Raw genomic sequence first — 26013 nt, 5'->3', positions numbered from 1 at the left:
ACGTCGCCTTGCCGTACTCAAGTACAGCCTGCGGTTAGTTTCCTAGTTTGCTATTTGATTTTCATTGAGTATAAAAAGCCTCTTCCCAAAGGAAAGAGGACTAAATTTTATTGATGAACTGCTTGGGCTGCTGTGATAAGGGTCAACTTGTAAACATCATCAGCATTACATCCACGAGAAAGGTCGTTAACTGGCTTGTTCAAACCTTGCAAAACAGGACCAACAGCCGCAAAACCACCAAGACGTTCAGCCATCTTGTAGCCGATATTTCCTGCCTCGATACCTGGGAAGATGAAGACATTTGCTTGACCAGCTACCGTACTTCCAGGAGCTTTCAGATCTGCAGTTTCTGGAACAAAGGCTGCATCAAATTGCAACTCCCCATCGATTTCAAGGTCAGGACGCAAGTCATGAGCAATTTTAGTTGCTTCAACAACCTTATCAACGCTTTCTCCAAATCCTGAACCTTTAGTAGAATAGCTTAGCATAGCAATTTTAGGCTCGATTCCAAACATTTTAGCTGTGATTGCTGAGTTAATGGCAATTTCAGCCAAAGCTTCTGCGTCTGGATTAATGTTGATGGCACAGTCTCCAAACAGGTAACGCTCCGTACCACGAACCATGAGGAAGGCACCTGAAGTACGAGTTACATTTGGACGAGTTTTGATGATTTGAAGGGCTGGACGAACTGTTGAAGCTGTTGAGTGAATCGCTCCTGACACCATTCCATCAACCAATCCTAAGTAAACCAACATAACACCAAAATAGTTGACATCTTCAACCAAAATCTTGCGTGCATCTTCTTCAGACATTTTGCCCTTGCGACGTTCTACCAAGGCAGCAACCATTTCTTCAAATTTATCGTAGTGTTGAGGGTCGATGACTTCATAACCGTCCTCAATACCTTCGATTTCAAGATAGATTTTAATTTTTTCAGGATTTCCAAGCAAAACAGGAATCACTTCTGTTTCTTTTACCAGGCGTTTAGTCGCTTGAAGAATACGAGGCTCTTCCCCTTCAGGGAGAACGATACGAGCATTTTTACCAACCAAGTTGGCTTTGAGACTTTCAAAAACTTCCATGAGTTTTCTCCTTTAAGAAAATAAATTATACTCTAAACAGTTTTTATAGAGTATTAGTTGATAACTGAGTAATAAGGTTACTGAAATCATCCGGCAAGGGACTTTCTAACTGCAAGTCTTGCTTTAAAAATGGATGATAAAAATTTAAGGAATGGCAATGCAGGGCCTGGCGCTGAATTCCATCATCTAGACTACCACCGTACAAGTCATCTCCCAACAAAGGAAAACCAATATGAGAAAAATGGACTCGGATTTGGTGGGTTCGCCCAGTGTGCAGGCAAATATCGACCAAGTGAATATTTCCATAAGAAGCTACAATCTTGTAAGAAGTATGGGCATACTTTCCACCTTTAGCCACCCGTCTGGTGATAATAGAGTCTTCATCACGCGCAATCGGAGCAATAATTTCTCCCTCTTGCTCCAAGTGTCCATCACCTTTAACCAAAGCAAAGTAGCGTTTTTCAATGGACTTCTTCTGCAACTGCTTGTCTAGTCGTGCATGGGCATAGCCGTGCTTGGCAAAGAGCATCAAGCCAGAAGTGTCCCTATCGAGCCTAGTCACAATGTGAACCTGCTGATTTTCATAGTCTTGCTTGACGTAGTAACCCTTGATAAAATTGGCAATGGTATTAGAGTGATTAACACTAGGAATAGAAGCCACTCCATAGGGTTTATTCAAGACTAGAAAATGGTCATCCTCATAGAGAATATCCAGTGGGCGCTCGATAGCTTCTAGAGTTTCAAAGCCTTCCTCAACGGGAATATCAATGGTAACTCGGTCTCCAATATCCAATAGATAGGTTGCATTTTGCGGTTGGTCATTTACCAGAATAGCTCCACCTCGAAACTTAATCTTAGCTAGCAGCCCCTTAGAAACCTCGTGCTTTTTTAAAAAGGTCTTAACCTTAACATGCTCATCTGCGATAAATTCAAACCTCATTCGTCCACCTCGCCGATGAAAGCATCCTTCACACGGTTCCAGAAACTGGTATGGCTAGGTGATGCCACAAAGTGAATCTTATGATGGTCGATTTGATACTCGATTCGCTCAATATTGCGGAAGGAATAAACGCTATTGTCAACCGAAATGGTGTGGTAATCATTTCTTGTTGGAATGAGTTCAATCTTGTCCTTCTTAGGCACAATAATGGAAGAGCCCAGCGTTCGATAGACACGATTATTTAGGCTGGCAATTTCCGTCAACTGAAGAGCTTCAATGGTAGGATGTAACACTGCACCGCCAAGAGACTTATTATAAGCCGTACTACCAGTCGGTGTCGAAACTGTTAGCCCATCTCCACGAAAACGTTCAAAGTGGACACCGTTAATCACAACATCCGCCACCATGGTTCGATCAGACCTGCGGATACTGGCTTCATTCAGTGCTCTAAAAATCTTCACTTCACCATTTTCAAGAAAAACCTTCACATTCAGAACAGGGTATGAGACTCTTGCTCCGGTATCTAGCTGCAAATTAGTCACTAGCTTGTCCAACTCAAAATCACGGTAGTCCGTATAGAAACCCAAATGTCCAGTGTGAACACCAATGAAGCGGACCTTGTCAAGCTGGTTTTCGTACTTATGAAAGGCCGACAAGAGCATACCATCTCCACCAATGGAGATGACAATGTCCGGATTGGTATCATTGAGTATAAACTGGTTTCTCTTCAAACGATCTCGCAATTCATACAAAACCCTTTGACTCTGCGGTTTTCTATTAGCTATCAGGTCAATTCGTTTACCTGTATTCTTCATCTGTATCGTCACTGTTTCCTACACCGTCATTTAATTTTCTACTCAAAGGATCAAAAAGTGCTTGGGCTTCTTGGATATCATCACGTATTTTACCCATTTCTTCATCCAACTGATGGGCAATTTTGGCAGTAATTTCCAGTCTCTTTTTAATTTCCTCTGGGAAATCCCCTTGGTACTTGTAGTTGAGAGAATGTTCTATCGTTGCCCAGAAATTCATGGCCAAAGTACGAATCTGAATTTCCGCCAAAATGGTCTTAGCTCCATTGATGGTATCAACCGTATATTCTACTACCACGTGATAGGAACGGTAGCCTGATGCTTTTCGATGAGTAATGTAATCTCGCTCCTGTATGATTCGCATGTCCTGACGTTTGCGCAAAATTTCCACTACTTCCTTGACGTCATCTACAAACTGAACCATCACACGCAAGCCAGCAATATCCTGCAAATCGTGCTCTAAAGTCGCATAAGTAATGCCACGACGAGCCATTTTTTCCTTAATGCTTTCAATTGGCTTGACTCGACCAGTCACAAACTCAATAGGAGAATGCTTATTTTGCTTGCGATATTGCTTACGAATACCACGTAGTTTAATCTTTAACTCACCAACAGCTTGAATGTAAGGATCTAGAAATTCTTCCCATTCTAAGGTCATATATTCTCCCTTGTTCTCATATTATCCTTCAAAAATATCTTTGATTTTTTCTCCAGATTCATATACAATAAATACAATGCTTATTATACCATAAATCCGCTTTCAACGATAAAGAAAAGGTAAGAAAAATGAAACATTTAGAAATTGAATTGAAAACACTCTTGAAAAAAGATGAATACAATCGTCTAAAAGACCAGTTCACAGGTGTCACTCCTGTTCTTCAAAAAAATTACTACATAGACACGCCTGATTTTGAACTTAGAGAAAAGAAAGTTGCTATGCGCATTCGAACCTTTGAAGACTGGGCAGAATTGACACTCAAAGTCCCGCAAAGTGTTGGAAACATGGAATACAATCAAAAATTGCAACTAAAAGATGCTGAAAACTATCTGAGCAAGGAAGAACTTCCTCAAGGGCTAGTACTGGATGAATTGGCGAAACATGGTATTAAAACTAGTGAATGGCAGATTCTTGGTTGTCTAACGACACTTCGCTATGAAATGCAGACAGCTATTGGTCTCATGGCGCTGGATGAGAGTCAGTACCTTGATATTACAGATTACGAATTGGAGCTTGAAGTCGAAAATCACGAGCAAGGGAAACAAGATTTCCAGCAATTTTTAGAGGAAAATCAGATTTCCTACCAAAAAGCTTCCTCAAAATTGGTCCGATTTGTTAAAAGCATGAAAAATAGCTGAAATAATCTCTATTTTTTGGTAAAATAGAAAAGATAAAATACAAAAATCCCAGTTCATATAGGCTAGGCAGATATGGCTAGGATTTAAAAAGTTTACAGAGGACGGTCTATAATGTCAGATAGAAAAAACATGAAACTTTTCGCACTCAACTCTAACCAAGAGATTGCACAGAAAATTGCACAAGCTGTTGGTGTGCCACTTGGAAAACTATCATCACGTCAATTTTCAGACGGAGAAATCCAAGTAAATATCGAAGAAAGTGTCCGTGGTTATGATGTCTACATCATCCAATCAACAAGTTTCCCAGTTAACAACCACCTGATGGAATTGTTGATCATGGTTGATGCTTGTGTCCGCGCAAGTGCCCACAGTATCAACGTTGTCCTTCCATATTTTGGCTATGCACGTCAAGACCGTATTGCTTCACCTCGTGAACCACTTACAGCTAAACTAGTGGCTAATATGCTGGTTAAAGCTGGGGTTGACCGTGTCCTTACCCTCGATTTGCATGCTGTTCAGGTGCAAGGCTTCTTTGATATTCCTGTTGACAACCTCTACACAGTTCCTCTATTTGCAAAACATTACTGCGATAAGGGCCTACTTGGGTCAGATGTTGTTGTCGTTAGCCCTAAAAATTCAGGTGTCAAACGTGCTCGTAGCTTGGCTGAATATCTTGATGCTCCTATCGCCATTATCGACTACCCTCAAGACGATGCAACTCGCAACGAAGGTTATATTATCGGTGATGTTGAAGGTAAAAAAGCTATCTTGATTGACGATATTTTAAATACAGGACGTACCTTCTCTGAAGCTGCTAAAATCGTTGAACGTGAAGGGGCTACAGAAATTTATGCTGTTTCTAGCCACGGCCTCTTCGTCGAAGGAGCTGCTGAACTTCTTGACAATACTAATATTAAAGAAATTCTTGTGACTGATTCAGTAGCAACAAAAGAAAAAACTCCTAAAAACGTATGCTACATCACTGCTAGTGAGTTAATTGGTGATGCTATCGTCCGTATTCACGAAAGAAAACCAGTCAGCCCACTCTTTGCTTACAACAAAAAGAAATAAGGTGATTCTTTGATTTATTTGGACAATGCTGCAACGACTCCCATGTCAGCAGTTGCTATTTCAGCGATGACCAAGGTTATGCAAGAAACCCACGGAAACCCTTCTAGTATTCATGGTCATGGTCGTCAAGCTGGTAAACTCTTGCGAGAAGCCCGTCAGGAACTAGCCCAGTTACTGGGGACAAAACCTCAACATATCTTTTTCACTTCTGGTGGAACAGAAGGCAACAATACTGCTATCATTGGTTACTGCCTTCGTCACCAAGAGCAAGGAAAACATATCATCACAACTGCCATTGAGCACCATGCCGTTCTTGAAACCATTGATTACTTGGTTCAACACTTTGGTTTTGAAGCAACCATTATCCATCCGGAAAATCAAGAAATCACAGCCCAACAAATTCAGAAAGCTTTACGTGACGATACGATTTTGGTTTCTACCATGTTTGCCAATAATGAGACAGGAAACCTACTGCCCATTGCTGAAATTGGCCAAATACTCAAGCAACACCCAGCCGCCTATCATGTCGATGCAGTTCAAGCTATTGGAAAAATCCCTATTCACCCAGAAGAATTGGGCATTGATTTTCTCACCGCTTCTGCCCATAAATTCCATGGTCCTAAGGGAATCGGCTTTCTCTACGCTTCTAGCATGGACTTTGATTCCTATCTTCATGGCGGAGACCAAGAACAGAAAAAACGTGCAGGGACTGAAAATCTAGCTGCTATTGTTAGCATGGTTGCAGCCCTAAAAGAAGACTTAGAAAAACAAGAAGAACATTTTCAACATGTACAAAATTTAGAAACTGCCCTTCTGGCAGAGCTAGAGGGAGTTCAGTATTATCTGAATAGAGGACAAGATCATCTCCCTTATGTTCTCAATATTGGATTTCCTGGGCAGAAAAACGACCTCTTACTTCTTCGTCTAGATTTAGCTGGAATTTCTATCTCTACTGGCTCAGCTTGCACTGCAGGTATTGTCCAATCCAGCCATGTTCTTGAAGCCATGTACGGGGCAAATTCAGAACGCTTGAAAGAATCCGTTCGCATCAGTTTGTCACCAGAAAATACTGTTGAAGACCTACATACCCTCTCAAAAACCTTAAAAGAAATTATCGGAGGTTAGCCATATGGCATTTGAAAAAACCATTCAGTTAAAAAATTGTCGTTACGACTACACTCTTAGCCCGTCTGTTAAGAAATTCACCCTCAAGGACAACACTTTTTTTGAGACCAAAGTTGGGAACTATGAACTGACTCGACTTTTGGAAAAAGTGCCAAACAGCGGTGAAGGCTTCCAACTAAAAATCATCATTAACAAGGAACTCACAGGGGCTAAAATCAATATTACTGACAAGTTTGGGCTACGTCTAGTTGATATTTTCAAATCAGAAGACCACCACATTCATCAGGAAAAATTCTACTTCCTCATGGATAGCTTGGTAGAGCGTGGTGTCTTTACAAAATCTGAAAGATAGGTCTCATATGTTTGAACTAACCTATAAAGACAGCTATCATGTAGAGCGGACTCTCAAGTACGAAGATTATGAGGCACTCATGCTAGCTTTGTCAGGCTGTGTGACCCTACCAGATACACTTTATGTGACTTCTTTGACTTTTAAGGGACAAAAAGTTTATCAAGGTCTGGTCGGAGACCTCTACCGTTTTCTATCACATGCAGATTTTTTACATCAAAACTAAGATTTTTCTTAGTTTTTTCTTGTTTTTGTTGATTTTTTCACAATGTTTCTATAAAATAGAAGAATAGAAAGGTTGTGATTTTGTGAAAGATAAACAGTCTGCTATTCCAAAAGCTACAGCGAAAAGACTCTCTCTCTACTATCGAATTTTTAAGAGATTTCATGCAGAAAAGATTGAACGTGCCAACTCTAAGCAAATTGCAGAGGCCATCGGTATTGACTCAGCGACCGTACGTCGTGATTTTTCCTATTTTGGTGAACTAGGTCGTCGTGGTTTTGGCTATGATGTCAAAAAACTGATGACGTTTTTTGCCGATTTGCTCAATGATAACTCTATTACCAATGTCATGCTGGTTGGTATTGGAAATATGGGCCATGCCCTTCTCCACTACCGCTTCCATGAGCGTAACAAGATGAAGATTATCATGGCCTTTGACCTAGATGACCATCCTGAAGTTGGTAGCCAAACTCCCGACGGGATTCCTATTTACGGAATTTCTCAAATCAAGGATAAAATCCAGGATGCTGATGTGAAGACTGCTATCCTGACTGTTCCTAGCGTTAAATCCCAAGAGGTTGCCAATCTCTTGGTAGATGCTGGCGTTAAAGGGATTCTCAGTTTTTCACCAGTCCATCTGCATTTACCAAAAGACGTGGTCGTTCAGTATGTCGATTTGACAAGTGAACTCCAAACCCTCCTCTATTTCATGCGAAAAGAGGATTAGAAAGCGAAAATCATTTTATGAAAAAACCAGTTATTGGGATTACAGGAAACGAAAAAACTCATCCAGATGATGACATCATGATGAGCTACGCAGCAAAAGGCTTTGTGGAAGGCGTTAAAGACGCTGGAGGGATTCCCATCATCCTACCGATTGGTGATCAAGAAATGGCCTACCACTATATCAGTATGATTGATAAGCTCATCTTGACAGGTGGACAAAATGTTGATCCAAAATTCTATGGTGAACCAAAAACCATTGATAGCGATGACTACCACCTCCAAAGAGATATCTTCGAACTGGCCCTCATCAAGGAAGCTATTAAACAGAAAAAGCCAATTTTCTCTGTTTGCCGCGGGACTCAGCTCTTTAACGTTGCCATGGGGGGAACTTTATATCAAGATATCGAAGACCATTGGCAGGATTGTTCTGCCGAGTACACAACCCAGCGCTTGGTAACCGAACCAGATACTGTTCTTCGAGAAATCTATGGAGAAATCTCCCATATCAACTCCTTCCACCACCAGAGTATCAAGGATTTAGCACCTAACTTAAAGATTGCGGCTCATGATCCTAATGATGGTATCATTGAAGCTGTCATGAGTACGAATGACGTTGCCTTTCTCGGTGTCCAATGGCACCCAGAATTTCTATTTGAAAATCGTCCCAAAGATAAAAACCTCTTTGACTATGTTGTTAATGAACTTTAGATTAAATCTGTCTTTTCGCGATAGCTAAAATAGTTAGAATGAGAGACAATCAAATGGTCCAAGAGAACAATCCCCATCAGTTCGCAGGCTTCTTTTACAAGTTTAGTCACATGATCATCATTTCGGCTAGGGGCTACCGCTCCTGAAGGATGGTTATGAACCAAGATGAGAGAGGTTGCCATATGCTTGATGGCATAGTGAAGAATCTCTCGCGGCTCAGCGATACTACGAGTGGCAGAGCCGATAAAAATCGTCTGCTGATGGATGATTTGATTTTGAGTATTGAGATAGAGCGCCACCAGGTGCTCTTGTTTTTTATGGCCCAATTCCTGTTGCATCTTCTTGGCCAACTTTTGACTGCTGAGAATACTTTCCATTTCAAGGGTCTCATGCTTATGAATACGATGGCCCAGTTCAATCATAGCTTGTAACTCTATGGCCTTAACACGTCCGATACCAGATAGACTCTGCAATTCCTGCAGGGTCATTTTTTTCAAATCTGTTAGGCTTGAAAGATTGTTCAAAACTTTCTGGGCAATTTCAAAAACACTGGCCTGACGTGTTCCTGTCCTAAGTAAAATTGCTAATAACTCTTGATTACTGAGCGCTTCCACTCCTTCTTGGGCAAGTCTTTCTCTTGGCAATAGTGAATCTTCTTGGAATGAAATACTGTACATAAAAATCCTCCTCACTTTATTATTCGTGAGAAGGATGAAAAATTAGATTTTTTTCTCAATTGGGGCTACACTAGCTAAAAGTTTTTTCAAACCAACTTCTGGGAAATTGATTTTCAATTCCTGCGTAGCACCGCTACCTGAAACTTCCAGAACAGTTCCCTCTCCCCATTTCTTGTGGAGAGCAATGTCACCAATGGACCAATTTGTCTCGTTAGACGCTGATTTTGCACCAGCTGTAAATTGACCAAATGGGAGACCGCTTGACTGGATAGTTTTTGGTGCCGCGCCACGTTTACGGTCTTGGATGGCCTGGGCAAGACTCATACCTTGACCGAAGGCAAGGCCACCACTGCTATAAGATGCCTTAAAGCTTGTATTGGCTGGACGGGCCAATCCTTGATACTCAAGCAAGTCTGAACTGATTTCGTTAATAAAACGAGTTGGACGATTGTAATTGGTACGACCGAAAAGCAGGCGTGAGTTGGCATTGGTCAGATAGAGAATTTTCTCTGCACGCGTGATACCTACATAGGCCAGACGGCGTTCTTCTTCCAATTCATCTTGATCTTCAGCCGCACGGCTAAGCGGAAAGACATTTTCTTCCATCCCAATCAAAAAGACAACTGGAAACTCGAGACCTTTGGCAGCATGCAGGGTCATCAATGTCACTTCTGAGGTCTCCTGACTACCTGAATCTGTATCCGCAATCAAGGCCAAGTCATTTAAGAAACGACTCAGTTTGTCCAAACCAGTTTCCTCTTCTGGCACATCAGAGGTATCATCAAAGTTTTTCGTCACAGAAAGGAACTCTTCGATATTTTCAACCCGAGCCTTACTTTCTAGAGTCGCTTGGGCATTGAGAATATCGACGTAACCTGTTCTTTCTAGGACAGTCTCAACCAATTCTGTAATAGTTAAGTGGTCTAGCTGCTCCCGCAAATCCAGAACCATATTGGCAAAATCCCAAATTGACTGGGCTGCTTTACCTTTAATTCCTGACAACATGATGTTTGCAGAAGCATCTAGCATGGACATGTCTTGCATATTCGCAAAGTCACGGATTTTCTCAACAGTACCTGGGCCAATTCCTCGTTTCGGTTCGTTGATAATACGTTCAAAACTGATATTGTCACTCAAATTGGCAATAAGATTAAGATAAGCGATAATATCACGGATTTCCTTACGGCTGTAGAACTTGGTTCCTCCAACCATGGTATAAGGAATGTTAGATTTGAGCAGGGCTTCCTCAATAGTACGGGATTGCGCATTAGTCCGATAGAGAACTGCAAAATCCTTGTGAAGGAAATTTTGATTGCGACTAAGTTCATCAATGGTTCTGGCTACAAATACAGCCTCATCCAGCTCATCATTGGCACGGTAGTATACGATTTGCTCCCCATCAGCGTTTTGAGTCCAGAGATTCTTAGGACGGCGATTTTTATTGTTTTTAATGACCTCGTTGGCCGCTTGGAGAATAGTTTTAGTTGAACGGTAATTCTCCTCCAACAAAACAACCTTGGCTTGGGGGTAATCCTTTTCAAAGTCCAAGATATTCTGCATATCAGCACCACGCCAACCGTAGATAGACTGGTCCGCATCCCCAACCACACAGATATTTTTAAAACGGGAAGCCAAGAGTTTGACCAATTGGTACTGGGCATGGTTGGTATCTTGGTACTCATCAACGTGGATGTATTGGAATTTCTGTTGATAGTAAGTCAAAACATCAGGATTTTGATCAAAGAGACGCAAGGTAAGCATAATCAAATCATCAAAGTCAACCGACTCCGACTGACGCAGTTCTTTTTGGTAAGCAGTGTAACACTGGGCCACGATTTGCGTATACATATCGCCAGCTTGGGAAGCATAAGCCACATCATCAATTAAATCATTCTTAGCATTGGAAATGGTCCCCAAAATAGTTCGTTCATTCCATTTTTTAGGATCCAAGTTCAACTGTTTAAGAATGCGTTTCATGAGCGTTCGCTGTTCACCAGGATCTACAATAGTGAAATTGCGGTTGTAGCCAATATGATCCGCATCGCGACGCAAAATACGAACACACATGGAGTGGAAGGTCGCAATCAGACAGTCCTGAGTAGCTGGATTGAGGTTATAAGCACGCTCCTTCATCTCACGCGCAGCCTTATTAGTAAAGGTAATGGCCAAGATATTCCACGGATTGACCAGCTTTTCATCAATCAGATAAGCGATACGGTGGGTCAAAACTCGAGTCTTCCCAGAGCCAGCCCCTGCCATGATTAACAAGGGACCTTCTGTCGTTTGTACCGCCTCAGCCTGACGGTCATTCATTCCATTTAATAATGCGTTCATCTTCTCTTCCTTACTCTTGAAGTCAATATTTCTATTATATCAGAATTCAGGGAAAATATCTTTACCTAGACTGGTTACGTGTAGAAGGCAACTCCTTATATCTAGATAAAAAATGAGCTTGGATAGTATTTCCAAACTCATTTGAATTCAATTAAACTATTAGAACAAGCCTAGAACGGTTCCATCGCTTTCAACATCCATGTTTAGAGCAGCTGGTCGTTTTGGAAGTCCTGGCATGGTCATGACATCTCCAGTTAAGGCAACTATGAAGCCTGCACCTAATTTTGGCACCAATTCGCGAATGGTAATTTCAAAGTTTTCAGGTGCTCCAAGTGCATTTGGATTATCTGAGAAACTATATTGAGTTTTTGCCATACAGATTGGCAATTTGTCCCAACCATTTTGAACAATTTGAGCGATTTGCGTTTGAGCTTTCTTTTCGAAGTTTACTTTTGAACCACGGTAGATTTCAGTAACAATCTTTTCAATCTTTTCTTGGACAGAAAGGTCATTGTCATACAAACGTTTATAGTTAGCTGGGGTTTCAGCGATAGTCTTAACAACTGTTTCGGCAAGTGCTACTCCACCTTCTGCACCATCAGCCCAGACACTTGCTAGTTCAACTGGCACATCAATAGAAGCACAGAGTTCTTTCAAGGCTGCAATTTCAGCTTCTGTATCAGAGACAAATTCATTAATAGCTACTACTGCAGGTACTCCAAACTTACGGATGTTTTCAACATGGCGTTTCAAGTTGGCAAAACCTGCACGAACCGCCTCCACATTTTCCTCTGTAAGAGCGTCTTTAGCCACGCCACCATTCATCTTAAGGGCACGAAGGGTTGCGACGATAACTACTGCATCTGGAGATGTTGGCAAGTTTGGTGTCTTGATATCAAGGAATTTCTCGGCACCAAGGTCTGCACCAAAACCAGCTTCAGTAACTGTGTAATCAGCCAAGTGAAGGGCTGTTGTCGTTGCCAAGACAGAGTTACATCCATGAGCAATATTGGCAAATGGACCACCATGTACAAAGGCAGGTGTACCATAAATTGTTTGAACGAGATTAGGCTTAATAGCATCCTTCAAGATCAAAGCTAAGGCACCTTCAACCTGCAAATCACCTACAGAAACAGGTGTACGATCATAGCGATAACCGATAACAATATTAGCCAAGCGGCGTTTCAAGTCCTCGATGTCTGTTGCCAAGCAAAGAATCGCCATGATTTCTGAAGCAACTGTAATATCAAAGCCATCCTCACGTGGAATACCATTTAGAGGACCACCAAGTCCAACGGTCACATGGCGAAGGGCACGATCATTCAAGTCCACTACACGTTTCCAGAGGATACGACGTTGGTCAATTCCCAACTCATTCCCTTGGTGTAAGTGGTTGTCAATCAAGGCAGAAAGCGCATTGTTGGCAGTCGTAATGGCATGCATATCCCCCGTGAAGTGAAGGTTGATGTCTTCCATTGGCAGAACTTGAGCGTAACCACCACCAGCGGCACCACCCTTGATACCCATTACTGGACCAAGAGATGGTTCGCGGATAGCGATCATGGTTTTCTTGCCAATCTTGTTCAAGGCATCCGCAAGACCAATGGTAATGGTTGATTTTCCTTCACCTGCAGGTGTTGGGTTGATGGCAGTAACCAAAATCAATTTCCCAACTGGATTGCACTCAACTGCACGAATTTTATCAAAGCTGAGCTTAGCCTTGTACTTTCCATACAACTCCAAATCGTCGTAAGAAATACCAAGTTTCTCTACAACATCAACGATTGGCTTTAACTCAATACTCTGTGCGATTTCAATATCTGTTTTCATTCAAAACTCCTCTAACCTCTTATATGATAATTCATTATAACACAAAACAAGATTTTTAACATCCCAAAACTCTCTAAACGTTCGTAAATATCCCTATTTTTAAGCTTTTTAGAGTCCTTTCTTAAATTTTATATGGCTTTATAGTTTGAAACTATAGTAAATCTTCGTTTTTACCAAAAATTTATCACTTTCATTTTACTTACCGTTTATTTTTGTGTACAATAGTGCTATGAAAATTTTAGTTACATCGGGCGGTACCAGTGAAGCTATCGATAGCGTCCGCTCTATCACTAACCATTCTACAGGTCACTTGGGGAAAATCATCACAGAAACCTTGCTTGCTGCAGGGCATGAAGTTTGTTTGATAACAACAAAACGAGCCGTGAAGCCAGAAGCCTATCTCAACCTAAGCATTCGAGAAATTAACAATACCAAGGACCTTCTACTAGAAATGCAAGAACATGTTCAGGATTATCAAGTCTTGATTCACTCAATGGCCGTATCCGACTACACTCCTGTTTATATGACAGGGCTGGAAGAAGTTCAGGCTAGCTCCAATCTAGAAGAATTTTTAAGCAAACAAAATCATCAAGCTAAGATTTCTTCAACTGACGAGGTTCAGGTTTTATTCCTGAAAAAAACACCAAAAATCATCTCTTTAGTCAAGGAGTGGAATCCTGCTATTCATCTGATTGGTTTCAAACTGCTGGTTGATGTCTCTGAGGATTATCTCATCGAGATTGCCAGAAAAAGTCTTATCAAGAACCAAGCAGACTTGATTATCGCAAATGATCTGACTCAAATCTCAGCAAACCAGCATCGTGCAATCTTTGTTGAAAAAGATCAGCTTCAAACAGTCCAGACTAAAGAAGAAATTGCAGAACTCCTCCTTGAAAAGATTCAAGCCTATCATTCATAGAAAGGAAAGCTATGGCACATATTCTCTTGGCTGTAACGGGATCAATCGCCTCTTACAAGTCGGCAGATTTAGTCAGTTCTCTAAAAAAACAAGATCATCAAGTCACTGTCTTAATGACTCAGGCTGCTACAGAGTTTATCCAACCTTTGACACTACAGGTACTCTCACAGAATTCCGTCCACTTGGATGTCATGAAAGAACCCTATCCCGATCAAGTCAATCATATCGAACTTGGAAAAAAGGCGGATTTATTTATCGTAGTACCTGCAACTGCTAACACTATTGCAAAACTAGCCCACGGCTTTGCTGACAACATGGTAACTTGTATGGCTCTAGCCTTGCCAAGTCATATTCCCAAACTCATCGCACCTGCTATGAATACAAAGATGTATGAACATCCAGCAACTCAGGCTAATCTGAAAACATTAGAAAGCTACGGCTATCAGCTGATTGCTCCTAAGGAATCCCTACTAGCTTGTGGAGACCACGGACGAGGAGCTTTAGCCGACCTCACAATTATTTTAGAAAGAATAAAGGAAACTCTCGATGAAAAAACGATCTAATATTGCGCCCATTGCTATCTTCTTTGCAACCATGCTTGTGATTCATTTTCTAAGCTCGGTTGTCTTTAACCTTTTTCCATTTCCAATCAAACCGACTATTGTTCATATTCCTGTCATTATTGCCAGCATTATCTACGGTCCACGAGTTGGGGTTACACTTGGATTTTTGATGGGGCTGCTTAGCTTAACGGTTAACACGATTACAATTCTACCGACAAGTTACCTCTTCTCCCCATTTGTACCAAACGGAAACATCTACTCAGCTATCATTGCCATCGTCCCACGTATTTTGATTGGTTTGACTCCGTATCTAGTTTATAAACTGATGAAAAATAAAACTGGTCTGATTCTAGCTGGTGCCCTTGGTTCACTTACTAATACAGTCTTTGTACTTGGTGGAATTTTCTACCTTTTTGGAAATGTTTTTGATGGTAATATCCAAAAACTCCTAGCAACTGTTATCTCAACAAATTCAATTGCCGAATTAGTCATTTCCGCAGTTCTAACCCTAGCCATTGTTCCAAGACTACAAACTTTGAAAAAATAAAAACAATCTCCACTTTCATACTTGAGGGTGGAGATTTCGCTCTATATAGTTTTGATTTTTAGTGAAATGTTTACGAGTCTTTAATTAAAAAATGACCTATAAACCCAAGTAAATCCTTGCTTTATTGTCTTCTTTATAGTACTATACTAGTGTATATACAGTTAAAAAGGAGATTCTTATGAACACACGGAAAAAGACACAATTTATGACAATGACTGCCCTCTTAACGGCTATTGCGATTTTGATTCCAATTATTATGCCTTTTAAGATTGTCATTCCTCCTGCTTCTTACACTTTGGGGAGCCACATCGCTATTTTTATCGCCATGTTCTTGTCGCCCTTGATGGCTGTTTTTGTCATCCTGGCCTCTAGTTTTGGATTTTTGATGGCTGGCTATCCCATGGTTATCGTTTTTCGAGCTTTTTCCCATATCTTTTTTGGGACTTTGGGAGCTCTTTACCTACAAAAATTCCCCGAAACCCTTGATAAACCAAAATCTTCTTGGATATTTAACTTTGTTTTAGCGCTTATCCATGCCCTTGCTGAAGTATTAGCCTGTGTCCTTTTTTACGCAACTTCTGGTACCAATGTAGAAAATATGTTTTATGTTCTATTTGTGCTAGTTGGATTTGGTACAATTATACATAGTATGGTAGACTATACATTAGCACTAGCTGTCTATAAAGTGCTTCGAAAACGCCGTTAAAAGGAAAAGCTATGACAAAAGATCGCAAACAAGCCCTGCTCCAACTCTTGAAAGAAGCTCCTAAAGCCCTTAATGGCCAAAGTTTGGCGGAACATTTTCATGTCACACGTCAGGTCATTGTGCAGGACATTGCAATTTTGAGAGCCGATGGTGCTCCTATCCTATCCACTAATCGTGGCTACGTCTATAAGCAAATTGATACCAATCCTTATGTCCATAAACTTTTCAAGGTGAAACATGAAGTTGAAGAAATCGGTCAAGAACTCCTTGCTATCGTCGATAATGGAGGACGTGTCCAGAATACTTTGATTGACCATCCCGTTTATGGAGAAATTGAAACCTTGCTTAAACTGTCTTGCCGCAGAGATGTTCAACATTTTCTAGAACAAGTCGAACATTCTGATTTTAGACCTTTATCTGAATTAACAGATGGTGTCCATTACCACCTAGTCGAAGCCGAAACACAACAAGACCTCCACTATATCGAGGAGGCCTTGGATCAGCTAGGTTATTTAGTAAAAGACTAGAAGATTTTCTTTTCCCAATCGTCTTCTGTACGGCGAGGGTAGAAAAATTCAGATTTGTCCGATGCTTCCATCATCTCCATCAAAGGTAGCATATCATAGGCCAGATCCAAGTTTGGAATCTGGTCTTTTTGCACCCAAGAAACTTCTCCTTCATCTGAAGAGCGAAGGGTACCAGAGAACTCAGTTGCCTTATAACAAACGACAATATAGCGCCCACCTGTATCTAGTGGCCAATTTTTAATGCCGACAAGTTGAGGATTTTGGATAGTCAACCCTGTTTCTTCATAGATTTCACGAATGACAGACTCTGCGAAAGATTCGCCATTTTCTACATGGCCTCCTGGAAAGGCATAACCGGACCAGCGATTAGTTTCAGGAGCGCGATACTGCATCACCACGCGCTGAGCTTCGAGATCTTCAATCAGACAAATATTTGTTAAAATCGTTAATTGTGCTCGAGACATAAATTTACTCACTTTCTAATTTATTAAATTTTTAGACTTGGTACCAGTACCATTAGCTTCTACTTTTTAAAATTATTTAGAATAGAATACCATCCGTTTTTCCTTTATGGGCTTTCCAAGTTCAAGTATCTTTTCTTGTTCATCAAAAGTAAAGCCCATTTTTTGATAGAAAGCAATTGCGCGCTTATTATCTTTCAATACCCATAAGAAAATTTCAGAAAAATGATTAAGAGCAATCAAAGCTGCTTTTATTAACTTTTGTGCAATACCTTTTCCATAATAGTCTTTTAAAACATATAAAGCAATAATTTCACCAGCTTGAATAGTCTCATCACGAAAGTTACCATAACTGATAAAACCAACCACCTTCATGCCATCCATCGCGATCAATGTATTTTCTGGATATTTTTGACTAAAGAATCGACATCTTTCTAGTGTCATCGTCTCCTGAAATTCTGCAGGCAAAAGGCCATCATAAGCCTCTCTCCACGTCTGCCAGTGAACGAGGGACTTACCTTCTATTTCTTCAGGAGTTTCCATTGATTTGATAATAACCGTCATTTATTTTCTTCTCCTTAATTCAACACCCTGACTTCCTTTGCTACTTTTTGTAGAAATTTTTGTCTTGTTGAACTTGTATTTACTTCACGGCCTAACTCTCCCAAGATTGAAACCCTCTTTGTTTTTATGCCACAGTGATTCAATACAGCATTCTTTAATACTGATATTCCATAACTGTCTGGAATGTTAATCGGACCTGAAAATACTTTGTACCACCAAGTTGGTGCCATGGAGGTTGCATAGATACTAGCTGTTTTTCCTTTTAGTAATTTTTTGAACTGTTTACCTCTCAAGTAGTTCAAAATAAAGCTTCCACGATTATTTGCGGAGTATGCAATGCCTGGCGTAAAAACACGATCAATCCACCCCTTCAATAGACTAGGCATGCTACTCCACCAAATAGGATAAACAAAAATGAAATGATCTGCCCACTGGATTAATTCTTGAGAGCGTAGAATAAACGGATTGTCCTCCATTCTTTGTCGATAACCATAACGTAAAACAGGATCAAACTCTTCCTCATTAAGATTAATCACTTCAAGTTCATGTCTCTTTGAGTCTATACTTTCTACAATCGTTTGAAAAATTGCTTGACAGTAGCTTTCTTTATCAGGATGTCCATTAATAACTAAAATATTCATAAAATTCCCCTAATCCAAGGCCTTCACTTCCAGCATCATATCACGAATCTGGGCTGCTAGTTCAAAGTCAAGCACTTCGACGGCTTCTTGCATTTGTTAAAAATCAATATACTATTTCACAATCAATTAATTTTCGTCAGCCAGAAATATTTTGAGTAAAAACTCTCTTAATTTGTCATCTTCAACGTAAACCATTTGACCGTAAACAGCTCTCGTCAATAAGATATAATATGCATTTTTTACAAACTCATCAATTTGATCAACACCTTTTTTAGCAGCTGTATCGAAAGAATTATCTTTATTTACTTTTATACATTTTTCTTTCTCATCTAGATAGATATCTTTGCCAATATAAATAGATGCGAAATCTATATCAAAACCATGAATGTCATAAACATTTCCAACTTCTGTTGATTTATTTGCATAATTTCTAAACTTTTCTCCATCCATACTCCATTTTAATGAATCTCCATTGGAATTAATTTTTATGAATTCATAATCATTTGCTTTTTTTACAGGTTTGCAGTATCCGGCCAAACAAAGTGATTTCTTTTCAGGAAATCTAAATTGCTTCTCTGATACATATTTTACCCATTCCTCTATATTTGAGGCAATCCTAAAATAGTCTACTTCTCCTATTTTATTTTTATAATCATTTATGAATTTATCATCTAATTTTTTATGGTAGATACCTAATAATTCTTTAATAAAAGTAACTAATTCCTCTGCAAATTTTTCAGATTTACCATTTAAAATTCTTAGTTGCGCTTCCAATGTATATTCACAAATATTATCTTTATCTATTTCTGGTTCTTTTAATTGTTCTTTTTCTTTATTCTTATCTTTATCATTAAATATTTCTTTAATATCAATACCATCAACTTTTCTTAAACGTTGGGAGTCATCATAAGAAATTATTAGATGTGATTTAGTAAATTTCTTTTTGATAAAATGTAAAACGGAAGGGTATTTTAATCCCTTAATTTTTTCTTCAGTTGTGTACTCTTTTTCCTTTCCGATAATTTCATTTAATCTTTTTAGAATATCCGTATCATTTTTTGCTCCTGTGGGATAAACTAACCCTTCAATTAATCTAGTTGTTCTTTGTGCCTCATCAATAATAATATAATCGTACTCAGTATTAGTTTCTGATAATTGATTAAAAGTAACAATGTCAATGCCATTATCATCAGGTTTCAATCCGTAACTTGTTAAAATTTTTTTAAAACGATCTCTATGTGTATTTTTTACAAAAACTGCAATTTTGCTTTCTTTGTTTTTCAATTTTAAACGAGCAATAAGATGTAATAATAGTACGGTCTTCCCAGTTCCAGCCCCACCTTTAATAAGATGAATGTGCTTATCATTTGCTTCTAAAATATTATTTAAAATAGAATTTTGATTTTTTGTAAGTTCAAAGAATGGACTTTCTGCAAACAAACTTGAAGTTACTCGCTTTAAATTTGGTTTATCATCAATTAATTTATTTTCCTGTAAAAATTTAAGAATATTATTGATTACATCTTTTTCAACAACTTCTCTTAATGCTTGATATTTTCCAGATTCATTACCTCTATCTTTGTTTGCAAGTAATTTACCAACGTAACCATCTTCTTTATTCATGTTTACAAAATTTAAAAAATTAAATTCCTCTACAAAAGTTAAAATTAAAAGTTTTTCAATATAGTTTAAGTTTTGAGATATATTCTCTCCATAAAAAGCTATATACTCACCATTTATAAATTCTTTAAAACGTTCATAATTTTCTTTTTTTAACTTTTCACTATGCTCTTTAGTTCTCCTACTCACATCAATAGTCTGACCTATATAATAAAACCTTCGTCCATCACTTTGAATAGGGGATATATAAATATAAATCAAAGGAAAATCCGATAGTGCTCTAAAATCTTCATCAGGAATCTCAGGAATTATATTTTCATCGAGCTTTGTGTGAACATAATTAAATATGGAATCGTTTTTTGGATATTGACCCCAGCATGGAAATTTATTATTTTCTATATTTGTCATTCGTTCTCTCCTATCTAATCCAACGCCTTGACTTCCAGCATCATATCACGGATCTGAGCTGCTAGTTCAAAGTCAAGCACTTCGACGGCTTCTTGCATTTGTTTTTCTAGTTTCTTGACAAGTTCTCTGCGTTCTTGTTTGTTGAGGCTATTGATGTCGACTTCCTTGTCCTCTTCTTTAGTAACTGCCTTGGTCACAGCAATCAAATCACGGATTTCCTTATTAATAGTTTGTGGCACAATACCGTGTTCTTCATTATAAGCCATCTGGATTTTGCGACGACGGGCCGTTTCATCCATAGCACGTTGCATAGACTGAGTCACAGTGTCCGCATACATGATAACATGCCCTTCGCTGTTACGGGCAGCACGTCCAATGGTCTGGATGAGACCACGCTCGTTACGAAGGAAACCTTCCTTGTCAGCATCGAGAATAGCTACGAGGCTCACTTCAGGAACGTCAATTCCTTCACGGAGCAGGTTGATTCCGACCAAAACATCAAAGACACCCAAGCGCAGGTCACGGATAATCTCTGTCCGCTCTAAAGTCTTGATATCTGAGTGCATGTACTTGACCTTAATGCCCATTTCTTTAAAGTAGGCTGTTAAATCCTCTGCCATTTTCTTAGTCAAAGTGGTGATAAAGGTTCGCTCGTTCTTTTCAACACGGGCATTGATTTCACCTAAGAGGTCATCAATCTGTCCCATAGTCGGACGGACTTCAACCTCAGGATCCAAAAGCCCTGTCGGACGAATGATTTGCTCGATCACTGTCTCAGTCTGTTCATTTTCATAATCACCTGGTGTCGCTGAAACGTAGACAATCTGATGGACATGGCTTTCAAACTCTTCACGGCGTAAAGGACGATTGTCCAGAGCAGACGGCAAACGGAAACCATAATTAACCAGCATTTCCTTACGCGAACGGTCTCCATTGTACATGCCCTTGATTTGTCCCATAGTCATGTGACTCTCGTCAATCATAATCAAGAAATCATCTGGGAAGAAGTCGAGAAGCGTATAAGGAGGCTCTCCTTCGCTACGACCATCCATGTGGCGAGAATAGTTCTCAACCCCGTTGGTATAGCCCATCTCACGCAGCATTTCGATATCGTACTCTGTCCGTTGTTTCAAGCGCTGGGCTTCAAGCAGTTTGCCTTCCTTTTCAAAGATAGCTAACTGCTCTTCCAATTCGGTCTGAATCTTTGCAATGGCAACTTCCATGTGGTCGTCATTGGTCACAAAGTGAGTCGCAGGGAAAATCGCCAAATGATCCACTTCTCCCAATACCTGGCCTGTCAAAGCCTCCACTTCTCGGATACGGTCAATCTCATCCCCGAAAAATTCTACCCGAAAAGCATGTTCATCTCTGGAAGCTGGGAAAATCTCCACCACATCCCCACGAACGCGAAATCTTCCCCGTTGGAAATCAATATCATTACGTTCAAACTGGATATCAACCAAGTCATTCAAGAGTTTATCACGAGAAATTTCAAGACCTGGACGGAGACTAACGACACTATCAGCGTATTCCTTGGGCGAACCCAGACCATAGATACAAGAGACTGAAGCCACGACAATAACATCATTGCGCTCCAAAAGGGCTGAAGTCGCTGAGTGACGAAGTTTGTCAATCTCGTCATTGACAGAGCTGTCCTTTTCAATATAGGTATCACTAGAAGGGACATAGGCTTCTGGCTGGTAATAGTCATAGTAGGATACGAAGTACTCAACTGCATTTTCAGGGAAAAATTCCTTAAACTCCCCATAGAGCTGTCCTGCTAGAGTTTTATTGTGGGCAATAACCAGAGTTGGTTTATTGACTTTGGAAATGACTTGACTCATGGTATAGGTCTTCCCTGTACCAGTCGCCCCCATCAGAATCTGAGCTTTTTCTCCCCCCTCGATATTATCAACCAACTGCTCGATAGCTTGTGGTTGATCTCCTGATGGTTGATATTTTGATACTAGTTTAAATTGATTATCTGTAATGCGATTGATCATAAGAATCCTCTTTCCATGTGCTATTCCTATTTTAGCATACTTGTAGCATTTTCACGAAGAAAAGGACGGACCAAAGTCACATCCTTTCATTTTCTTTCTTTAATTGATAAGCGAGATAGATAATCAGCAGTAACAAGACTAGACTTGTCATGATAGAACCTTCTATGCCAAAAGAACCACCTGATAGCCAGCCTTGATTGCCTTGTGGTAAAAAGGTCATCAGAGACGTTCCTGACGGCTGACCACTAACTAAAATCCCAAAGAGATTGCCCTGAGCAAAATTCCAGGCTCCATGAATACCTGCAACACCCCAAACTGTATCAGTTTTGAGAAGGTAAAGAGCCATGGCAACTCCGAATAAGAAGAGATTTACTAAAGATAGTGGTGTTAGACCAGAATTGCCCATATGAAGCAAGGTAAAAAATATGCTAGATATAACAACAGCTAGTTTTAGATTGGTTCTTGAAGCCAATTGAGGAAGGAGCCAAGCACGGGCCACCACTTCTTCTGTTGTCCCCTGTAAAATCCAAAATGGAATGGTAAAAATGACAAAGGCAAGCGAATAAGGATTCAAATGAATGGACTCAAAACGATATTGCCCTAATGCTACTAAACCTAACAAGGTCAGAAGAAAAAGTGCCAGACCTAGCCCAAATCCTTTCAGAAGATTGCTGAGGAAATTCTCTCTATAAAATCCCAAGGTTCGAATAGGTCTTTTCTCAACTTTTCTAGTCCATCTGAACACAGTGCTGAGAATAAAACCAAAGGCCAGCAATTCTAAAATTAAATGAAAATCACTTGTTTTATCCGTCAAGCTCTGTTGCAAGGTCTGCAAGTAGGTTGCAAGATTTTGACCAGCCTCTCCAAAATTTCTAGCAAGGCCGACGAGAGCTAACAAGCTAATACCATACAAAGTATATGCAACGAACTCTCCTATGAAGACAAAAACAAAGGCTAACAAGAGGCTTGTGTAAATATATAAACTCATTTTTGAATCTTGGAAGTCTTTAAATATTCTTTTATTCTTCATATCCCTGTCCTCTTTTCTTCTATTATATATTATTATAGCATTTTATAGTAGCAATTCAAGTAAGAAAAGAAGAAACAGATGTTATATTTTCTTACATAAAAACCTCATGATTTGCAATTTTTAGTTTTTTCTGATATAATGGAAAAATATTCGGAAAAGGAGACTAAAAATGAAGAAAAAATTTCTAGCATTTTTGCTAATTTTATTCCCAATTTTCTCATTAGGTATTGCGAAAGCAGAGACGATTAAGATTGTTTCTGATACCGCCTATGCACCTTTTGAGTTTAAAGATTCAGATCAAACTTATAAAGGAATTGATGTTGACATTATCAACAAAGTCGCTGAGATTAAAGGATGGAACATTCAGATGTCTTATCCCGGTTTTGACGCAGCAGTCAATGCGGTTCAAGCTGGTCAAGCTGACGCAATCATGGCAGGAATGACAAAAACTGCAGAACGTGAAAAAGTTTTCACCATGTCTGATACTTACTATGATACAAAAGTTGTCATTGCAACCACAAAGTCACACAAGATTAGTCAGTATGACCAATTAAAGGGTAAAACTGTTGGTGTTAAAAACGGAACAGCCGCTCAACGTTTTCTTGAAAGTATCAAAGATAAATACGGCTTTAGTATTAAAACATTTGACACTGGTGATTTGATGAACAACAGCTTGGCTGCTGGTGCCATCGATGCTATGATGGATGATAAACCTGTTATCGAATATGCCATCAACCAAGGTCAAGACCTCCATATTGAAATGGATGGGGAAGCTGTAGGTAGTTTTGCTTTCGGTGTTAAAAAAGGAAGCAAATACGAGCATCTGGTTACTGAATTTAACCAAGCCTTGGCTGAAATGAAAAAAGATGGTAGTCTTGATAAAATCATCAAGAAATGGACTGCTTCATCATCTTCAGCAGTGCCAACTACAACGACTGCAGCTGGTCTAAAAGCAACTCCTGTTAAAGCTAAATACATCATTGCCAGCGATTCTTCTTTTGCGCCTTTTGTGTTCCAAAACTCAAGCAACCAATTTACTGGTATTGATATGGACTTGATTAAGGCCATCGCTAAAGACCAAGGTTTTGAAATTGAAATCACCAACCCAGGTTTCGATGCAGCGATTAGCGCTGTTCAAGCTGGTCAAGCAGATGGTATCATTGCTGGTATGTCTGTCACAGATGCTCGTAAGGCAACTTTTGACTTCTCAGAATCCTACTACACTGCTAATACTATCCTTGGTGTCAAAGAATCAAGCACTATTGCTTCTTATGAAGATTTGAAAGGGAAGACAGTCGGTGTTAAAAATGGAACTGCTTCTCAAACCTTCCTAACAGAAAATCAAAGCAAATACGGTTACAAAATCAAAACCTTCGCTGATGGTTCGTCAATGTATGATAGTTTAAACACTGGTTCCATTGATGCCGTTATGGATGATGAGCCTGTCCTCAAATATTCTATCAGCCAAGGACAAAAATTGAAAACACCAATCGCTGGAACTCCAATCGGTGAAACTGCCTTTGCCGTTAAAAAAGGAGCAAATCCAGAATTGATTGAAATGTTCAACAACGGACTTGCAAACCTTAAAGCAAACGGAGAATTCCAAAAGATTCTTGATAAATATCTAGCTAGCGAATCTTCATCTGCTTCAACAAGCACGGTTGATGAGACAACTATCTGGGGCTTGCTTCAAAACAACTACAAGCAACTCCTTAGCGGTCTTGGCATCACTCTTGCTCTAGCTCTTATCTCATTTGCTATTGCCATTGTTATCGGGATTATCTTCGGGATGTTTAGCGTTAGCCCATACAAATCTCTTCGTGTGATCTCTGAGATTTTCGTTGACGTTATCCGTGGTATTCCTTTGATGATTCTTGCAGCCTTCATCTTCTGGGGAATTCCAAACTTCATCGAGTCTATCACAGGCCAACAAAGCCCAATTAACGACTTTGTAGCTGGTACTATTGCCCTCTCACTCAATGCAGCGGCTTATATCGCTGAAATCGTTCGTGGTGGTATTCAGGCCGTTCCAGTTGGCCAAATGGAAGCCAGCCGAAGCTTGGGTATCTCTTATGGAAAAACCATGCGTAAGATTATCTTGCCACAAGCAACTAAATTGATGTTGCCAAACTTTGTTAACCAATTCGTTATCGCTCTTAAAGATACAACTATCGTATCTGCTATCGGTTTGGTTGAACTCTTCCAAACTGGTAAGATTATCATTGCCCGTAACTACCAAAGTTTCAAGATGTATGCAATCCTTGCTATCTTCTATCTTGTAATTATCACACTTTTGACTAGACTAGCGAAACGCTTAGAAAAGAGGATTCGTTAATGGCAAAATTAAAAATTGATGTAAATGATTTACATAAGTATTATGGCAAAAATGAGGTTTTAAAAGGAATTACAACTAAGTTCTATGAAGGAGATGTTGTCTGTATAATCGGTCCTTCAGGTTCTGGTAAGTCAACTTTCCTCCGTAGCCTCAATCTTCTAGAAGAAGTTACTAGCGGTCACATAACTGTGAACGGTTATGACTTAACTGAAAAAACTACCAACGTTGACCACGTCCGTGAAAATATCGGAATGGTTTTCCAACACTTCAACCTCTTCCCACACATGTCTGTATTGGACAACATTACCTTTGCTCCTATTGAGCACAAATTGATGACTAAGGAAGAAGCTGAGAAATTGGGAATGGAGTTGCTTGACAAAGTTGGGCTAGCAGACAAAGCTAATGCTAACCCAGATAGCCTATCAGGTGGTCAAAAACAACGTGTGGCCATCGCTC

The 26013-nt window shown here is 39.7% G+C and carries 27 protein-coding genes and 1 pseudogene; 14 read left to right on the top strand and 14 right to left on the bottom strand.

The window, feature by feature from the left end; genetic code table 11:
- Positions 1-107 precede the first annotated feature (107 nt).
- The 4 genes from pta to HMPREF2613_RS03695 are packed head-to-tail and all read right to left on the bottom strand — an operon-like array spanning position 108 to position 3492.
- Positions 108-1082, bottom strand: coding sequence for a phosphate acetyltransferase (gene pta, locus HMPREF2613_RS03710; protein WP_070479052.1), 975 nt, complete (start codon positions 1080-1082; stop codon positions 108-110).
- 43 nt (positions 1083-1125) lie between these two features.
- Positions 1126-2022, bottom strand: coding sequence for an RluA family pseudouridine synthase (locus HMPREF2613_RS03705; protein ID WP_070479049.1), 897 nt, complete (start codon positions 2020-2022; stop codon positions 1126-1128).
- Positions 2019-2837 (bottom strand): NAD kinase, encoded by an 819-nt coding sequence (locus HMPREF2613_RS03700; RefSeq protein WP_000799056.1) that lies wholly within the window; start codon positions 2835-2837, stop codon positions 2019-2021. Before HMPREF2613_RS03700 ends, HMPREF2613_RS03705 begins: the two co-directional genes overlap by 4 nt.
- On the bottom strand, positions 2821-3492 hold the full coding sequence (locus tag HMPREF2613_RS03695) for a GTP diphosphokinase (RefSeq protein ID WP_000171682.1): 672 nt from the start codon (positions 3490-3492) through the stop codon (positions 2821-2823). Before HMPREF2613_RS03695 ends, HMPREF2613_RS03700 begins: the two co-directional genes overlap by 17 nt.
- A 128-nt stretch (positions 3493-3620) precedes the next feature.
- On the opposite strand from HMPREF2613_RS03695, the gene HMPREF2613_RS03690 reads away from it, so the two are divergent.
- From HMPREF2613_RS03690 to HMPREF2613_RS03660, 7 genes are all read left to right on the top strand, one after another.
- On the top strand, positions 3621-4190 hold the full coding sequence (locus tag HMPREF2613_RS03690; protein ID WP_070479047.1) for a CYTH domain-containing protein: 570 nt from the start codon (positions 3621-3623) through the stop codon (positions 4188-4190).
- A gap of 111 nt (positions 4191-4301) precedes the next feature.
- Entirely contained in the window at positions 4302-5261 is a 960-nt protein-coding gene (locus tag HMPREF2613_RS03685) for a ribose-phosphate diphosphokinase (protein ID WP_001283823.1), read from the top strand.
- A 9-nt stretch (positions 5262-5270) separates the two neighbouring features.
- Positions 5271-6386, top strand: coding sequence for a cysteine desulfurase family protein (locus HMPREF2613_RS03680; protein ID WP_070479045.1), 1116 nt, complete (start codon positions 5271-5273; stop codon positions 6384-6386).
- Positions 6387-6390: 4 nt separating this feature from the next.
- Entirely contained in the window at positions 6391-6738 is a 348-nt protein-coding gene (locus tag HMPREF2613_RS03675; protein WP_000863540.1) for a DUF1831 domain-containing protein, read from the top strand.
- 7 nt (positions 6739-6745) lie between these two features.
- Positions 6746-6961: a DUF4649 family protein gene (locus HMPREF2613_RS03670; RefSeq protein ID WP_024057589.1), complete on the top strand. Its 216-nt coding sequence runs from the start codon at positions 6746-6748 to the stop codon at positions 6959-6961.
- Between the two features lie 82 nt (positions 6962-7043).
- The gene (locus HMPREF2613_RS03665; protein WP_000653415.1) at positions 7044-7685 is read left to right on the top strand and encodes a redox-sensing transcriptional repressor Rex; all 642 of its coding nucleotides are present in this window, start codon (positions 7044-7046) and stop codon (positions 7683-7685) included.
- A 17-nt stretch (positions 7686-7702) separates the two neighbouring features.
- Complete coding sequence (locus tag HMPREF2613_RS03660) at positions 7703-8392, top strand: gamma-glutamyl-gamma-aminobutyrate hydrolase family protein (protein WP_070479043.1); 690 nt, start codon at positions 7703-7705, stop codon at positions 8390-8392.
- On the opposite strand, the gene radC is transcribed toward HMPREF2613_RS03660, so the two are convergent.
- The 3 genes from radC to HMPREF2613_RS03645 form a co-directional block, all read right to left on the bottom strand.
- Positions 8389-9069: a RadC family protein gene (gene radC, locus HMPREF2613_RS03655; protein WP_070479041.1), complete on the bottom strand. Its 681-nt coding sequence runs from the start codon at positions 9067-9069 to the stop codon at positions 8389-8391. The genes HMPREF2613_RS03660 and radC overlap by 4 nt on opposite strands.
- Positions 9070-9111: 42 nt before the next feature.
- Positions 9112-11403, bottom strand: coding sequence for a DNA helicase PcrA (gene pcrA / locus HMPREF2613_RS03650; protein ID WP_070479038.1), 2292 nt, complete (start codon positions 11401-11403; stop codon positions 9112-9114).
- Positions 11404-11562: 159 nt separating this feature from the next.
- The gene (locus tag HMPREF2613_RS03645; protein ID WP_070479036.1) at positions 11563-13233 is read right to left on the bottom strand and encodes a formate--tetrahydrofolate ligase; all 1671 of its coding nucleotides are present in this window, start codon (positions 13231-13233) and stop codon (positions 11563-11565) included.
- A gap of 229 nt (positions 13234-13462) precedes the next feature.
- On the opposite strand from HMPREF2613_RS03645, the gene coaB reads away from it, so the two are divergent.
- From coaB to HMPREF2613_RS03620, 5 genes are all read left to right on the top strand, one after another.
- The gene (coaB, locus tag HMPREF2613_RS03640; RefSeq protein WP_070479034.1) at positions 13463-14152 is read left to right on the top strand and encodes a phosphopantothenate--cysteine ligase; all 690 of its coding nucleotides are present in this window, start codon (positions 13463-13465) and stop codon (positions 14150-14152) included.
- Positions 14153-14163: 11 nt separating this feature from the next.
- Positions 14164-14715, top strand: coding sequence for a phosphopantothenoylcysteine decarboxylase (coaC, locus tag HMPREF2613_RS03635; protein ID WP_070479032.1), 552 nt, complete (start codon positions 14164-14166; stop codon positions 14713-14715).
- Positions 14699-15262, top strand: coding sequence for an ECF transporter S component (locus HMPREF2613_RS03630; RefSeq protein WP_070479030.1), 564 nt, complete (start codon positions 14699-14701; stop codon positions 15260-15262). Before coaC ends, HMPREF2613_RS03630 begins: the two co-directional genes overlap by 17 nt.
- Positions 15263-15440: 178 nt before the next feature.
- On the top strand, positions 15441-15968 hold the full coding sequence (locus HMPREF2613_RS03625) for an ECF transporter S component (protein WP_070479028.1): 528 nt from the start codon (positions 15441-15443) through the stop codon (positions 15966-15968).
- An 11-nt stretch (positions 15969-15979) separates the two neighbouring features.
- Positions 15980-16495, top strand: a complete 516-nt coding sequence (locus tag HMPREF2613_RS03620) for a transcription repressor NadR (protein ID WP_000159186.1) — start codon at positions 15980-15982, stop codon at positions 16493-16495.
- On the opposite strand, the gene HMPREF2613_RS03615 is transcribed toward HMPREF2613_RS03620, so the two are convergent.
- The 7 genes and pseudogenes from HMPREF2613_RS03615 to HMPREF2613_RS03590 form a co-directional block, all read right to left on the bottom strand.
- Positions 16492-16959: an 8-oxo-dGTP diphosphatase gene (locus tag HMPREF2613_RS03615; RefSeq protein ID WP_000085593.1), complete on the bottom strand. Its 468-nt coding sequence runs from the start codon at positions 16957-16959 to the stop codon at positions 16492-16494. The genes HMPREF2613_RS03620 and HMPREF2613_RS03615 overlap by 4 nt on opposite strands.
- A 72-nt stretch (positions 16960-17031) precedes the next feature.
- On the bottom strand, positions 17032-17520 hold the full coding sequence (locus HMPREF2613_RS03610) for a GNAT family N-acetyltransferase (protein ID WP_070479026.1): 489 nt from the start codon (positions 17518-17520) through the stop codon (positions 17032-17034).
- 14 nt (positions 17521-17534) lie between these two features.
- Positions 17535-18161, bottom strand: coding sequence for an NAD(P)H-dependent oxidoreductase (locus HMPREF2613_RS03605; RefSeq protein ID WP_049487240.1), 627 nt, complete (start codon positions 18159-18161; stop codon positions 17535-17537).
- A gap of 9 nt (positions 18162-18170) precedes the next feature.
- Positions 18171-18257: pseudogene (locus HMPREF2613_RS10885) on the bottom strand (UvrB/UvrC motif-containing protein); the annotation flags it as partial.
- A 30-nt stretch (positions 18258-18287) separates the two neighbouring features.
- Positions 18288-20189: a DNA/RNA helicase domain-containing protein gene (locus tag HMPREF2613_RS03600; RefSeq protein WP_070479023.1), complete on the bottom strand. Its 1902-nt coding sequence runs from the start codon at positions 20187-20189 to the stop codon at positions 18288-18290.
- A gap of 14 nt (positions 20190-20203) precedes the next feature.
- The gene (gene uvrB, locus HMPREF2613_RS03595) at positions 20204-22192 is read right to left on the bottom strand and encodes an excinuclease ABC subunit UvrB (protein ID WP_070479021.1); all 1989 of its coding nucleotides are present in this window, start codon (positions 22190-22192) and stop codon (positions 20204-20206) included.
- A 76-nt stretch (positions 22193-22268) separates the two neighbouring features.
- Positions 22269-23222 carry a CPBP family intramembrane glutamic endopeptidase gene (locus HMPREF2613_RS03590; protein ID WP_070479018.1) on the bottom strand — a complete coding sequence of 318 codons (954 nt, stop codon included), beginning with the start codon at positions 23220-23222 and terminating at the stop codon, positions 22269-22271.
- 169 nt (positions 23223-23391) lie between these two features.
- On the opposite strand from HMPREF2613_RS03590, the gene HMPREF2613_RS03585 reads away from it, so the two are divergent.
- Positions 23392-25557, top strand: a complete 2166-nt coding sequence (locus HMPREF2613_RS03585; protein ID WP_070479016.1) for an ABC transporter substrate-binding protein/permease — start codon at positions 23392-23394, stop codon at positions 25555-25557.
- A partial coding sequence (locus HMPREF2613_RS03580) for an amino acid ABC transporter ATP-binding protein (protein ID WP_148129932.1) occupies positions 25557-26013 on the top strand: 457 nt, incomplete at its 3' end. The genes HMPREF2613_RS03585 and HMPREF2613_RS03580, both read left to right, overlap by 1 nt.

Source organism: Streptococcus sp. HMSC070B10, from assembly GCF_001808665.1.
GTDB lineage: Bacteria > Bacillota > Bacilli > Lactobacillales > Streptococcaceae > Streptococcus.
The sequence above is the reverse complement of the archived record's forward strand: the minus strand, read 5'-3'. Positions and strand labels throughout refer to the sequence as shown.

Coding starts and splice junctions, on each gene's coding strand:
- pcrA (WP_070479038.1), bottom strand. CDS start 11,403: ATGAACGCATTATTAAATGGAATGAATGACCGTCAGGCTGAGGCGGTA.
- coaC (WP_070479032.1), top strand. CDS start 14,164: ATGGCACATATTCTCTTGGCTGTAACGGGATCAATCGCCTCTTACAAG.
- HMPREF2613_RS03585 (WP_070479016.1), top strand. CDS start 23,392: ATGAAGAAAAAATTTCTAGCATTTTTGCTAATTTTATTCCCAATTTTC.
- HMPREF2613_RS03705 (WP_070479049.1), bottom strand. CDS start 2,022: ATGAGGTTTGAATTTATCGCAGATGAGCATGTTAAGGTTAAGACCTTT.
- pta (WP_070479052.1), bottom strand. CDS start 1,082: ATGGAAGTTTTTGAAAGTCTCAAAGCCAACTTGGTTGGTAAAAATGCT.
- HMPREF2613_RS03685 (WP_001283823.1), top strand. CDS start 4,302: ATGTCAGATAGAAAAAACATGAAACTTTTCGCACTCAACTCTAACCAA.
- HMPREF2613_RS03645 (WP_070479036.1), bottom strand. CDS start 13,233: ATGAAAACAGATATTGAAATCGCACAGAGTATTGAGTTAAAGCCAATC.
- HMPREF2613_RS03695 (WP_000171682.1), bottom strand. CDS start 3,492: ATGACCTTAGAATGGGAAGAATTTCTAGATCCTTACATTCAAGCTGTT.
- HMPREF2613_RS03610 (WP_070479026.1), bottom strand. CDS start 17,520: ATGACGGTTATTATCAAATCAATGGAAACTCCTGAAGAAATAGAAGGT.
- HMPREF2613_RS03590 (WP_070479018.1), bottom strand. CDS start 23,222: ATGAAGAATAAAAGAATATTTAAAGACTTCCAAGATTCAAAAATGAGT.
- HMPREF2613_RS03670 (WP_024057589.1), top strand. CDS start 6,746: ATGTTTGAACTAACCTATAAAGACAGCTATCATGTAGAGCGGACTCTC.
- uvrB (WP_070479021.1), bottom strand. CDS start 22,192: ATGATCAATCGCATTACAGATAATCAATTTAAACTAGTATCAAAATAT.
- HMPREF2613_RS03675 (WP_000863540.1), top strand. CDS start 6,391: ATGGCATTTGAAAAAACCATTCAGTTAAAAAATTGTCGTTACGACTAC.
- HMPREF2613_RS03620 (WP_000159186.1), top strand. CDS start 15,980: ATGACAAAAGATCGCAAACAAGCCCTGCTCCAACTCTTGAAAGAAGCT.
- HMPREF2613_RS03600 (WP_070479023.1), bottom strand. CDS start 20,189: ATGACAAATATAGAAAATAATAAATTTCCATGCTGGGGTCAATATCCA.
- HMPREF2613_RS03660 (WP_070479043.1), top strand. CDS start 7,703: ATGAAAAAACCAGTTATTGGGATTACAGGAAACGAAAAAACTCATCCA.
- HMPREF2613_RS03615 (WP_000085593.1), bottom strand. CDS start 16,959: ATGTCTCGAGCACAATTAACGATTTTAACAAATATTTGTCTGATTGAA.
- HMPREF2613_RS03630 (WP_070479030.1), top strand. CDS start 14,699: ATGAAAAAACGATCTAATATTGCGCCCATTGCTATCTTCTTTGCAACC.
- radC (WP_070479041.1), bottom strand. CDS start 9,069: ATGTACAGTATTTCATTCCAAGAAGATTCACTATTGCCAAGAGAAAGA.
- coaB (WP_070479034.1), top strand. CDS start 13,463: ATGAAAATTTTAGTTACATCGGGCGGTACCAGTGAAGCTATCGATAGC.
- HMPREF2613_RS03605 (WP_049487240.1), bottom strand. CDS start 18,161: ATGAATATTTTAGTTATTAATGGACATCCTGATAAAGAAAGCTACTGT.
- HMPREF2613_RS03690 (WP_070479047.1), top strand. CDS start 3,621: ATGAAACATTTAGAAATTGAATTGAAAACACTCTTGAAAAAAGATGAA.
- HMPREF2613_RS03700 (WP_000799056.1), bottom strand. CDS start 2,837: ATGAAGAATACAGGTAAACGAATTGACCTGATAGCTAATAGAAAACCG.
- HMPREF2613_RS03625 (WP_070479028.1), top strand. CDS start 15,441: ATGAACACACGGAAAAAGACACAATTTATGACAATGACTGCCCTCTTA.